Consider the following 11,802-nt stretch of genomic DNA (forward strand, 5'->3'; position numbering starts at 1 on the left):
TTAATACTTTTTACATTTTACAAAAAAACAAAAAAATGGACCTAGAAAAATTTGTACAATACGTACATGACGAAAATAAAGTAGAACCAAAAGATGTAATGCCTGATGATTACAGAAAGCTGTTGGTTCGTCAGATCTCACAGCATGCCCATTCTGAAATTGTGGGAATGCTGCCCGAGGCCAACTGGATTTCAAGAGCTCCTTCGTTGAGAAGAAAAATGGCGCTTTTGGCAAAAGTTCAGGATGAGGCCGGGCATGGTTTATATCTTTACTCTGCAACAGAAACTTTAGGAGACGGAAGTATCAGGGCAGACAGGGATGCCACCTACGAAGATATGCTGGAAGGAAAAGCAAAATACTCGAGTATATTCAATTATCCGACGTTAAGCTGGGCTGATATCGGAGCTATCGGTTGGTTGGTTGACGGTGCGGCAATTATGAACCAGGTAATGTTAATGGGGAATTCCTATGGACCTTATTCAAGAGCTATGGTGAAGATTTGTAAAGAAGAATCTTTCCACCAAAGACAAGGGTATGAAATTCTGATGGCTCTTTGCCGTGGGACCAAACAACAGAAAGAAATGGCTCAGGCTTCATTAAACCGTTTCTGGTGGCCGGCACTGATGATGTTCGGACCGAATGATGACAGCTCTCCAAACTCTAAAATCTCTATGAATTACAGGGTGAAAAGGGAAAGTAACGACAGTCTTCGCCAGAGGTTTATCGACGTTACCGTTGCTCAGGCAGAATTCCTTGGATTAACTATTCCTGATAAAGACCTGAAATGGAATGAGGAAAGGCAGCATTACGATTTCGGAGAACTTCCCTGGGATGAATTCATGGAAATCTTAAAAGGAAACGGCCCTGCAAATAAAAAACGTATCGAAACGAAGAGAAAAGCTCAGAGAGAAAACTCCTGGGTAAAAGAAGCAGCAATCGCTTACGCAGAAAAAACAACAAAAAGAAGTAATATAATAATGTAACAATATACCGATGTAACAATGTAACAATCAATGGTCATTCCGAACAAAGCGAAGATTCCATTGATAAACTGGTACATTGATACATTGTTAAATTAATTTGACTATGGCAAATTTAGATATGTGGGAAGTGTTTATTCAGACTAAACCGGGATTATCTCACAAACATGTTGGAGTTGTACAGGCCCCAACAGCAGAAATGGCTTTACAAAACGCAAGAGACGTTTATACAAGAAGAAAAGAAGGAACTTCTGTTTGGGTAGTTCCAAGCAAATATATCGTGACTTCTGAAGGTGTGGATAAAGAAGCTTTCTTTGATCCGGCTGATGACAAATTATATCGTCACCCGACTTTCTACGAGATTCCAAACGATGTGAAAAATATGTAATTAATCAAGATTGTAAGATATGAGAACTCAGATACTAGACTTTTTTGTCGATCTGAAATCTGAAATCTGAAGTCTGAAATCTACTCAACAATGAACGCACTATATAATTATTTACTGAAATTAGCTGATGACAGCTTCATTATGGGCCAGAGACTATCCGAATGGTGTGGACAGGGACCATATCTTGAGGAAGACATTGCATTAACCAATATTGCTTTGGATGAGCTGGGCCAGGCTAATAACTTTTACGTCTATGCGTCACGGCTTATAGACAATGGTAAAAGTGAAGATGATATTGCCTTCTTAAGATACGAGCATGAATATATCAACGCCCACTGGACAGAGCTTCCCAATGAAGATTATGCACAGACCATCCTTAAAACATACGTCTTTTCTGTCTATCAGAAATTAATGTATGAAGCATTATCAAGCTCTGCGGATGAAGAACTTTCTGCAATTGCACAGAAATCATTAAAAGAGGTAAGGTATCACTATACCCATACTTCTTCGTGGATGAAAATCTTTGCCCAGGGAACAGAAGAAAGCCGTACACGTTTAGAGAATGCAATTGAAAATATCTGGGAATACACCAAAGGCCTTTTTGCCAAATCAGAAGGCGAGGATGATCTTGTTGTCCTGAATATCGTTCCCAATGTCGATGACTTGTACAAAGAGTTCGTTGCCATCACAGAAAAAGATTTCCAAAGCTTTGGATTAGAATATCCAACGAATCCGTTTATGCAGCCGAAATCCAGAACAGGATATCACACAGAATACTTCGGATATATTCTTTGCGAACTTCAATATATGCAGAGGGCATATCCGGGATGTACTTGGTAAAAAATAATGAGACAATTTGAATATGAGTTAATTTAAAAATGACATCTGCATTTCATTTTTAAGTTTTCGAATGATCCAATTCTCAAATGAATAATGAACAACTTATTACACTTATTAAAAACCATTCCCGATCCGGAAATCCCGGTCATTGATATCGTGGAATTGGGAATCGTGAGAGATGCACAAATCACTGGTGAGAATACTTGTGAAGTGACCATTACGCCTACTTATTCTGCGTGTCCTGCAATGTTTACCATCGAAGAGGATATTATCAAAATGATGAAGGAAAATGGTTGGGATGCAAAAGTAGTGACCAAAATGTTTCCGATCTGGACAACAGACTGGTTGACAGATGAAGCGAGAGAGAAACTTCGTGCTTTCGGAATCACCCCTCCGGAAAAAGGAGCCGATGAACATCATATCGGAAAACCGAAAAAATGTCCACGCTGTGGTTCTATGAACTCAAAACAGATCAGCAGATTCGGATCTACCCTGTGCAAAGCCTCATATCAGTGCTTAGACTGCCTGGAACCGTTTGATTATTTTAAATGTCATTAAGAAATAACAATACGAAGACTGGTTACAACCTTTTTAGCTATGAAGTTTACGGACTATGCAGAACATAACGATGGCATTGCTACATTGTTAAATTCGTAGACTGTTACATTGATTTATATTATTAAATTAGTGCATTGTTAAATAAAATTGCAAAACTATTATTATGTACACACAACTCGATATTGAAACACATTTTGACGGGAAGCTTAAAATCGCTTACCTGAATCAGCCTGAAACGATGAATGCTCTTACAAAACCGGCTTTGTCGGATTTAAAAGACTTTGTGAAAGAATGTAGCGAAGACGAAACCGTAAGATGTGTTGCCATCTCCGGAAGAGGAAGGGCTTTCTGTTCCGGTCAAAATCTTGAAGAAGCTTTCGCCGTAGGTAAAGAACACCACGATCAGGATATCATCAGAAAAATTGTGGTAGACTATTATAATCCATTAGTAATGGAAGTTACCCGTTGCAAAAAACCTGTTATTGCTTTGGTAAATGGTCCCGCAGTAGGAGCCGGTGCAATGCTGGCGTTGATTTGTGATTTCGTGTTGGCAAATAATAAAGCTTATTTTTCACAGGCATTTTCAAATATCGGATTGATTCCGGATACCGGAGGTACATATTTTTTACCGAAACTTTTAGGTAGACAATTAGCCAATTATTTAGCCTTTACAGGTAAGAAACTATCTGCAGAGGAATCTAAATCTTACGGACTTGTAGCTGAAGTATTCAGTGAAGAAGAATTCACAACGAAGTCAATGGAAATTCTGGAAAGAATGGCCAATATGCCGACAGCAGCGATTAAGCTTACCAAAAAAGCTTTCGCAAATTCATACACCAATACTTTAAAAGAGCAGTTGGAGCTTGAAGGCGATTTGCAGCAGGAAGCAGCAGAGACAGAAGACTTCATCGAAGGTGTAAATGCCTTTTTACAGAAAAGAAAACCTGATTATAAAGGAAAATAATATTAATATAACAATTTATCAGTGTAACGGTTTACCAATAGAGATGTTGTTTCAAGAATCAATTTTTGACAAAATTGTTACATTGGTAAACTGATACACTGTTACATTATTTTTTTAACTATGAATATTGGAATTATTGGTGCAGGAACCATGGGAATCGGAATTGCCCAGGTAGCTGCAACCGCAGGATGCAAAGTTGTCGTATTTGACGCTAATGCTCCACAAATTGATAAAGCACTTTCAGGTTTAGAGAAAACCCTTCAGAAACTTGCAGAGAAAGGTGAAATTACTGAAGATAAAGCCTCTGAAATCAGAAATAATATCACAAAAGGAGAGGCCTTACAGGATTTAAAAGATTCTGATTTAGTCATCGAAGCGATTATCGAGAACAAAGACATCAAGACCAAAGTTTTCACTGAGCTTGAGAACTATGTTTCAGAAGATTGTGTGATCGGTTCCAATACTTCATCCATTTCCATCACCTCTCTTGGTGCAGAACTAAAGAAACCGGAGCGTTTCATCGGAATTCACTTTTTCAATCCGGCTCCGTTGATGCCTTTAGTGGAAGTTATTCCATCTTTATTAACAGAAAAAACTTTAGCAGAAAAAATATACAACCTCATGAAAGAATGGGGAAAAACACCGGTTATCGCCAAAGATATTCCCGGATTTATTGTGAACAGAATTGCACGTCCGTATTATGGAGAAGGGCTCAGAATCGTTGAAGAAAATATCGCAACACCTGAGCAGGTGGATGAGGCAATGAAAACCTTAGGAAACTTTAAAATGGGACCTTTTGAATTAATGGATCTCATCGGGGTAGATGTGAATTTTGCCGTAACAACAACGGTTTATAAAGACTATTTCTACGATCCTAAGTACAAACCTTCTTTACTTCAGCAAAGAATGGCAGAAGCCAAGCTTCATGGCAGAAAGACAGGAAAAGGGTTCTATGATTACAATGAAGGAGCTGAAAAACCGGTTGCCCAAAAAGATGAAGCTTTGTATCAGCAAATCTATTTAAGAATCATTTCCATGTTGATTAATGAGGCTGTAGAGGCCAAAAGACTCGGTGTGGCCAATGACGGGGATATCGAATTGGCAATGCAGAAAGGGGTAAACTATCCGAAAGGATTATTAAGCTGGGGAAAAGAATTAGGATATTCAAAAGTTTCAGAGACCCTGCAGAACCTTTACAACGAATATCAGGAAGAAAGGTACAGACAAAGTCCTTTGCTGAGAAAACTATAATTACAGATGAATATAGAGGAACTCAGAGCGGAGCTGGAAACAAGGCTTTTAATAGAAAAAGAATACTTAATTCAGGAAGCTTCTTCTGTGAATGATGAGGAAAGACTCGGATTACTTGGGAAGTTTAATGACAAATACAGGGAGCTGATCAATAGGTTGGCAAATGAACATGGAATTGATTTAAAAGCTTCTTATGAAACTGATAACTCATCTGATGCTGAAGACCTTTCATATCAACAAATCATTCTGGGTAAAACCATGAGTATTTATGACAGGTTATCTGACCAACTCTATGAAGAAATAATAAAAGTATAGAAATGAATCCGAGACAAGTTGCAGATTATATGTTCAATCAGGATGAATTTTCCCAATGGATGAATATCAGGATGATTGAAGTTAAAGAAAATTATTGTTTAATAGAAATGCCTATTAAAAAGGAAATGCTTAATGGACTTAAAACAGTTCACGGAGGCGTAACTTTTGCCTTTGCGGATTCTGCACTGGCATTCTCCTCAAACAATACCGGAGATGCTGCTGTAGCACTTAACTGTATCATCAATTTTACAAAAGCAGGAAAAGAAGGTGATCTTTTCAGAGCAGAAAGTACTCTGGTGAATGATACCAGAAAAACAGCGGTCTACGATATTAAAATTACCAATCAAAACAATGAACTGATTGCCAAATTTGTAGGGACGGTTTATAAAATCGGAAAAAAAGTAACCGAACTATAAGTTCAATGTAATAATATTCCGGTATAACAATGTACCAATAATAAATAGAAAATTAATTTCTGACACAAATGATAAATTTCGAAAATAATCCATTAATTGAGAAAACTGTTTAATTTTCTTTAGATATAATTGAATTCTGTGAATTGTTAGAAGAAAAAAGAAAATTTGTTATTGCAAAACAACTATTACGTTCCGGAACAAGTATAGGTGCAAATGCTTTGAGGCATAAAACCCTCACAGTAAGAATGATTTTGTAAATAAAATTAAAATTGTAGCTAAAGAATTGGAAGAAACCAAATATGGGCTATATCTGTGTAAGAACTCTATAACTTATCCTTTTGAAGAAAAATTATAAGTTCAAATTACAAAGATTGGAAAGATAATATATAAAATATTAAGTACAAGTTTAAATAAAAATCCATCAATCTAGTATTGTTACACTGTTACACTGCTAAATTGTTATATTAAAATAATTATGAACAACGTATACATCATAGACTATGTCAGAACTCCCATCTCAAAATTACAGGGAGGTCTATCAGAAGTAAGAGCAGATGATTTAGCTGCAATAGTTATCAAAGAGGTAGTCGCTAGAAACCCGGAAGTTCCGGTAGAGGAAATTGAGGATGTCATCTTCGGATGTGCCAACCAAGCGGGAGAAGATAATAGAAATGTAGCAAGAATGGGGCTCTTATTGGCTGGTCTTCCTTATAAAATAGGTGGCGAAACAGTCAACAGACTTTGTGCTTCAGGGATGTCCGCCGTAGCAAATGCGTTCCGCTCCATTGCAGCAGGAGAAGGGGAGATTTACATTGCTGGTGGTGTAGAGCATATGACACGTTCCCCTTATGTAATGTCAAAACCTAGTGCCGCTTTCGGAAGAGACAGTCAGATGTATGATACAACTTTCGGATGGCGTTTTGTGAATCCGAAAATGAAAGAAATGTACGGTGTTGACGGAATGGGTGAAACAGCAGAGAACCTTGCCGATATGCACCAGATCAATAGAGAAGATCAGGATAAATTTGCCCTTTGGTCACAGCAAAAAGCAACAAAAGCCCAGGAAAGCGGAAGACTGGCGGAAGAAATTGTAAAAGTTGAAATTCCTCAAAGAAAAGGTGATCCTGTTGTTTTTGAAAAGGATGAGTTTATTAAACCAACATCTTCTATCGAAGGACTGGCAAAACTTCGTCCTGCATTCAGAAAAGAAGGAACGGTAACTGCCGGAAACGCTTCTGGAATGAATGATGGAGCTGCTGCTTTGATTCTGGCCAGTGAAGAAGCCGTAAAAAAATACGGATTAAAACCAAAAGCGAAGATTCTGGGATCTTCCGTAGCTGGTGTAGAACCCAGAATTATGGGAATAGGTCCCGTAGAAGCCACTCAAAAGCTCTTGAAAAGATTAAATCTTTCCTTAGGAGATATGGACATTATTGAATTAAATGAAGCATTTGCTGCTCAGGCTTTAGCAGTCACCAGAAGTCTGGGATTACAGGATGATGACGCAAGAATAAATCCTAACGGTGGGGCTATTGCTATTGGACACCCGCTGGGAGTTTCGGGAGCAAGAATCATCGGTTCTGCAGCTATGGAACTTCAGAAACAAAATAAAAAATATGCATTGTGTACCCTTTGTATCGGTGTCGGACAAGGATATGCAATGGTGATTGAAAGAGTATAATTCTTCCAATAATGTAACAATGTAACAGTTTAACAATATAACAATGTTGAATGTATTGCTAGACTGTTACATTGTTAAATTGGTATATTAAATTTAAATTTTATGAACATCTACTCATACCACGGAATTCGTCCCATCATCAAGCCTTCTGCTTATATCCATCCGCAGGCGGTGATTATCGGGAATGTAGAAATAGGTGAAGAAGTATATATAGGCCCCAATGCGGTAATCCGTGGCGACTGGGGGAAGATCATCATCAAAGATGGCGCGAATGTACAGGAAAACTGTACTCTTCACGTTTTCCCCAATATAGAAACGATTTTAGAGGAATCAGCTCATATCGGACATGGTGCGATTATTCATTCCGGTCACATAGGGAAAAACTGTTTAATCGGAATGAACTCCGTTGTGATGGACAAAGCGTATATCGGTGACGAAAGTATTGTCGGTGCCCTGGCTTTTGTTCCGGCAAACTTCAGATGTGAACCCCGAAAATTAATCGTGGGAAGCCCGGCGAAAATTATCCGTGATGTTTCCGATGAGATGATCCGTTGGAAAACAGAAGGAACCAAACTCTATCAGGAATTGGCAAGAGAGGGAAAAGAAGCCATTTTGCCTTGTGAGCCATTCACCGGATATGTTCAGCAGACTCCTACAAAGATTGTGGATTACAGTATCTGGGACGATGTAAAGTAAATAGGATTATTAATGAAGGGGTTTAGTGATTTATTGAATGCTTACGCAAAAGCTTATAACCAATATAGTTCATATCTGAATGTGAATAAGCCAAGCAAAATTTGCAGGTCAGAGATCATGCGCTATTTTGATACTTTAGATATCTTTGTTGCCTATCATCAATCTCATATGGAATATGATTTTTTGGATGTAGACTAATTAATTATGATCAACAAATTGAAACAGAATTAAACATGATTAAAAAAGCTTTGATTTTTTGCAGTATTCTATGGGCTGCGAATGCTATGATGTCGGGACAAACTGCAACAGTAAAACCGCTTACAATAGGAGAGGTGAGAACATTTAAATCTAAAACCTTACATGAAGATAGAACTTTAAATATCTATCTGCCTCAGGGATTTGACAAAACAAAATCATATCCGGTCATTTATCTTTTAGATGGAAGCATCAATGAGGACTTTATTCATGTTTCAGGATTAGTACAGTTCTTTAATGAAATGTATTCTATGCCGGAAACGATCGTGGTAGGAATTGCCAATGTAGACAGGAAAAGAGATTTTACATTTCATACCGATTTAAAAGACTTGCAGAAAGATTTTCCTACAGCGGGTCATTCTGATAAGTTTATTGCTTTTCTGGAAAAAGAATTGAAACCTTATATTGAGAGCCAGTTTAAAACTACAGAGAAATATATTTTCGGTCAGTCTTTAGGAGGGCTTGTGACAACAGAGATCCTTTTGAAAAAACCGGAAATGTTTGACAACTACTTTATCATCAGTCCAAGCTTATGGTGGGATGATGAAAGCCTGCTAAAGCAAGCCGGAACATTATTGTCCAAATCTCACGACACCAAAAAGTTTGTGTATGTTTCTGTAGGAAAAGGAGAACATCCGGTAATGGTAAAAGATGCTGAAGAATGGTATGATGTCCTGAAGAAATCAAATAAGAAAAACTGGACAGTAGAATATAAAATGATGGAAGCAGACAATCATGCAACGATTCTTCACAGAAGCTTGTATGAAGGATTGGTGAAAAAGTTTCCCTATCAGGAACCAAAATAAGTAATAAATCTAACTATATACCAGTGTAAAAAATGTAACAATCCATTTTGATCTGAGTAAAACACAGAACCTCAGTATAGATAGACTGTTAGATTGATGCATTGTTAAATTAATATTATATGGAAAAATTAAAAAACTATATCTACGGGCAATGGGTAGAAGGTAACGGAAACGGAATCCCTTTGTACAACGCTGTTACAGGAGAACAGGTTGCTGTTTCAGATACAGAAGGGCTCAATTTTGGGCAGGCACTCGACTACGGAAGAACAGTAGGATATAAAAACCTTTCATCAATGACTTTCTACGACCGTGGAGAGATGTTGAAAAAAGTGGCGCTTTACCTTTTAGAAAGAAAGAAAAAATATTACGAATTATCATATAAAACAGGAGCAACGCATGTTGATTCATGGGTAGATATCGAAGGAGGTTTCGGAACTTTCTTTACCTATTCGGGACTGGCAAAAGAATGCTTCCCAATACTCCGTTCTGGGTAGATGGAGATACACAGAAAATTTCTGCCAACGGAACTTTCCTGGGAGCTCATATTTTAACGCCTAGTGAAGGAGTATCTGTACAGATTAATGCCTATAATTTTCCTGTTTGGGGAATGTTGGAAAAGTTATCCACATCATTGTTGGCAGGAGTACCGTCAATTGTAAAACCATCTCCATTCGGATCATATCTCACCAATGCAGTATTTCAGGATATGATTGAAAGTGGAGTATTACCTGATGGAGCGATTCAGTTGGTTTGTGGAGAACCCGGAAATATTCTTGATTATGTTCAGGATGGAGACTCCGTTTTATTTACAGGCTCTGCCCAAACAGGCAGAAAATTAAAGTCTCTTCCTTCGGTTGCCGGAAATGCTGTTCGCTTCAATATGGAGGCAGATTCTCTGAACTGTTCTATCCTTGGATTGGAAGCAAAACCGGGAACTCCGGAATTCGATTTATTCATCAAAGAAGTTCGTAACGAAATGACTACAAAGGCAGGCCAGAAATGTACTGCCATCAGAAGGATTATTGTTCCTGAACACCTAATTGGTGATGTACAGAATGCTTTATCTAAAGCCTTAGATCAGACAAAAATCGGAAACCCGTTAAGCAGAGAAACAAAAATGGGTTCTTTGGTTGGAAAACAACAATACGAAGAGGTTCTGAGAAAAGTAAATATGCTGAAAGCAGAAACAGAGCTTATCTATGACGGAAAACACGAACTGGTAGATGCCGACTATGAAAAAGGAGCATTTATGAGTCCTAAACTATTCCTGAACGATAGCCCTTTCGAAAAAAATATCTCTCATGATGTAGAAGCTTTCGGGCCGGTATCTACATTAATGCCTTATAAAGATGCAGAAGAAGCGGCAGCGCTGGCAAAAAGAGGAAAAGGAAGTTTGGTAGGGTCCATCATTTCTCACGATGAAAACTTCATTGCTGAGACTTCATGGAAAATGGCTTCACAACACGGAAGAATCTTTGTTCTGAACAGAGACAATGCAAAAGAAAGTACCGGCCACGGTTCACCACTTCCGACATTAATGCACGGAGGACCGGGTAGAGCCGGCGGAGGTGAAGAAATGGGCGGTCTGAGCGGTCTTCATTTCTTCTTACAGAAAACAGCAATTCAGGGTTCTCCTGATGTTTTGAAAGCCATCACTAAAATTTATCAGCAGGGAGCAGAAAAGAAATTCTCAGACAAACATCCTTTCCAGAAATACTTTGAAGAAGTTGAAGTAGGAGATTCATTGGAAACAGCAGGAAGAACTGTAACAGACGCTGATATTGTAAACTTCTCCAACGTATCATGGGACCACTTCTATGCACATACAGATGCAACGAGTCTGACAGGTACAATCTTTGATAAAACGGTAGCTCACGGATATTTTATCCTTTCAGCAGCTGCAGGATTATTTGTTTCAGGTAAAAAGGGACCTGTTATTGCCAATTACGGACTGGAAGAATGCAGTTTCTTCAAGCCTGTATATGCCGGAGATACCATCACCGTCTACTTAACAGCAAAAGAAAAAATCAACAGAGGCGTAAAAGGAAGAAACATCCCGTCAGGTGTAGTGAAATGGCTTGTTGAAGTAATTAACCAAAGAGATGAGGTCGTTTGTGTAGCAACAATTTTAACACTGGTAGCAAAACAATCTCCTTTCATTGATCTGAATGTGAAAAATGTTCAGAAAATACTAAGCGGACTGACAGAAAATACACCTTCCCAATGGGGGAAAATGTCACCACAGCAAATGATTGAACATCTTGATCAGGCATTACTGGTAAGTTTAGGAGAACCTGAAGCAGAAAAATGTTTCACTCCTGAAGAACATCTTGAAAAATGGCAGGACTCCCTGTATAATCACAGAAAAATGCCAAAAGAATTTACCGCTCCGTTCCTGCCTGAAGATGGCTCACTTCCTGAACCAGCACATAAAAATCTGGAGGCGGCAAAACAATCATTTTTGGATAATCTGAAACGTTTTGTGATTTATTACAGAGAAAATCCTCAGGCAGAACATATGAACTATGTGTTCGGAAAATTAAATAAAGAAATGTGGGAGCTGATGCATAAGAAACATTTTACGCATCACTTCGAGCAGTTTGGTTTGATTTAATTCAAAATACAACTTAAATTAAAGTCCCTTCCAGTTTT

General features: G+C 38.2%; 12 protein-coding genes and 2 pseudogenes. All 14 read left to right on the forward strand.

All coding sequences use genetic code 11. The features are described from left to right. Window positions 1-35: 35 nt before the first annotated feature. Complete coding sequence (gene paaA / locus H3Z85_10575; protein QPQ53714.1) at window positions 36-983, forward strand: 1,2-phenylacetyl-CoA epoxidase subunit A; 948 nt, start codon at window positions 36-38, stop codon at window positions 981-983. A 103-nt stretch (window positions 984-1,086) separates the two neighbouring features. Further along, entirely contained in the window at window positions 1,087-1,368 is a 282-nt protein-coding gene (gene paaB, locus H3Z85_10580) for a 1,2-phenylacetyl-CoA epoxidase subunit B (protein QPQ53715.1), read from the forward strand. Window positions 1,369-1,458: 90 nt separating this feature from the next. Further along, a complete protein-coding gene (gene paaC, locus H3Z85_10585; protein QPQ53716.1) occupies window positions 1,459-2,208 on the forward strand; it encodes a phenylacetate-CoA oxygenase subunit PaaC in 750 nt (249 codons plus the stop codon). 93 nt (window positions 2,209-2,301) lie between these two features. After that, window positions 2,302-2,766, forward strand: coding sequence for a phenylacetate-CoA oxygenase subunit PaaJ (paaJ, locus tag H3Z85_10590; GenBank protein QPQ53717.1), 465 nt, complete (start codon window positions 2,302-2,304; stop codon window positions 2,764-2,766). Window positions 2,767-2,929: 163 nt separating this feature from the next. Beyond that, window positions 2,930-3,730 carry an enoyl-CoA hydratase/isomerase family protein gene (locus tag H3Z85_10595; protein ID QPQ53718.1) on the forward strand — a complete coding sequence of 267 codons (801 nt, stop codon included), beginning with the start codon at window positions 2,930-2,932 and terminating at the stop codon, window positions 3,728-3,730. Window positions 3,731-3,850: 120 nt separating this feature from the next. After that, window positions 3,851-4,981 carry a 3-hydroxybutyryl-CoA dehydrogenase gene (locus H3Z85_10600; GenBank protein QPQ53719.1) on the forward strand — a complete coding sequence of 377 codons (1,131 nt, stop codon included), beginning with the start codon at window positions 3,851-3,853 and terminating at the stop codon, window positions 4,979-4,981. 6 nt (window positions 4,982-4,987) lie between these two features. Further along, window positions 4,988-5,296: a hypothetical protein gene (locus H3Z85_10605; GenBank protein ID QPQ53720.1), complete on the forward strand. Its 309-nt coding sequence runs from the start codon at window positions 4,988-4,990 to the stop codon at window positions 5,294-5,296. Between the two features lie 2 nt (window positions 5,297-5,298). After that, on the forward strand, window positions 5,299-5,712 hold the full coding sequence (locus H3Z85_10610) for a PaaI family thioesterase (GenBank protein ID QPQ53721.1): 414 nt from the start codon (window positions 5,299-5,301) through the stop codon (window positions 5,710-5,712). Between the two features lie 68 nt (window positions 5,713-5,780). Continuing rightward, window positions 5,781-6,067, forward strand: a pseudogene (locus H3Z85_10615) (four helix bundle protein). 120 nt (window positions 6,068-6,187) lie between these two features. After that, window positions 6,188-7,393 carry a 3-oxoadipyl-CoA thiolase gene (pcaF, locus tag H3Z85_10620; protein ID QPQ53722.1) on the forward strand — a complete coding sequence of 402 codons (1,206 nt, stop codon included), beginning with the start codon at window positions 6,188-6,190 and terminating at the stop codon, window positions 7,391-7,393. 102 nt (window positions 7,394-7,495) lie between these two features. Next, the gene (locus H3Z85_10625) at window positions 7,496-8,089 is read left to right on the forward strand and encodes a transferase hexapeptide repeat family protein (protein QPQ53723.1); all 594 of its coding nucleotides are present in this window, start codon (window positions 7,496-7,498) and stop codon (window positions 8,087-8,089) included. 12 nt (window positions 8,090-8,101) lie between these two features. Continuing rightward, window positions 8,102-8,287, forward strand: coding sequence for a hypothetical protein (locus H3Z85_10630; protein QPQ53724.1), 186 nt, complete (start codon window positions 8,102-8,104; stop codon window positions 8,285-8,287). Between the two features lie 35 nt (window positions 8,288-8,322). Continuing rightward, window positions 8,323-9,150, forward strand: a complete 828-nt coding sequence (locus tag H3Z85_10635) for an alpha/beta hydrolase (GenBank protein ID QPQ53725.1) — start codon at window positions 8,323-8,325, stop codon at window positions 9,148-9,150. A gap of 119 nt (window positions 9,151-9,269) precedes the next feature. Further along, window positions 9,270-11,764: pseudogene (gene paaZ / locus H3Z85_10640) on the forward strand (phenylacetic acid degradation bifunctional protein PaaZ). Window positions 11,765-11,802: the final 38 nt, after the last annotated feature.

The sequence above is a fragment of the Chryseobacterium indologenes genome (assembly GCA_016025055.1).
GTDB classification, from domain to species: Bacteria; Bacteroidota; Bacteroidia; order Flavobacteriales; family Weeksellaceae; genus Chryseobacterium; species Chryseobacterium indologenes.

Bases quoted from the DNA above. Each gene is read 5' to 3' on its own strand.
- paaA (QPQ53714.1), top strand. From the start codon at position 36: ATGGACCTAGAAAAATTTGTACAATACGTACATGACGAAAATAAAGTA.
- paaB (QPQ53715.1), top strand. From the start codon at position 1,087: ATGGCAAATTTAGATATGTGGGAAGTGTTTATTCAGACTAAACCGGGA.
- paaC (QPQ53716.1), top strand. From the start codon at position 1,459: ATGAACGCACTATATAATTATTTACTGAAATTAGCTGATGACAGCTTC.
- paaJ (QPQ53717.1), top strand. From the start codon at position 2,302: ATGAACAACTTATTACACTTATTAAAAACCATTCCCGATCCGGAAATC.
- H3Z85_10595 (QPQ53718.1), top strand. From the start codon at position 2,930: ATGTACACACAACTCGATATTGAAACACATTTTGACGGGAAGCTTAAA.
- H3Z85_10600 (QPQ53719.1), top strand. From the start codon at position 3,851: ATGAATATTGGAATTATTGGTGCAGGAACCATGGGAATCGGAATTGCC.
- H3Z85_10605 (QPQ53720.1), top strand. From the start codon at position 4,988: ATGAATATAGAGGAACTCAGAGCGGAGCTGGAAACAAGGCTTTTAATA.
- H3Z85_10610 (QPQ53721.1), top strand. From the start codon at position 5,299: ATGAATCCGAGACAAGTTGCAGATTATATGTTCAATCAGGATGAATTT.
- pcaF (QPQ53722.1), top strand. From the start codon at position 6,188: ATGAACAACGTATACATCATAGACTATGTCAGAACTCCCATCTCAAAA.
- H3Z85_10625 (QPQ53723.1), top strand. From the start codon at position 7,496: ATGAACATCTACTCATACCACGGAATTCGTCCCATCATCAAGCCTTCT.
- H3Z85_10630 (QPQ53724.1), top strand. From the start codon at position 8,102: ATGAAGGGGTTTAGTGATTTATTGAATGCTTACGCAAAAGCTTATAAC.
- H3Z85_10635 (QPQ53725.1), top strand. From the start codon at position 8,323: ATGATTAAAAAAGCTTTGATTTTTTGCAGTATTCTATGGGCTGCGAAT.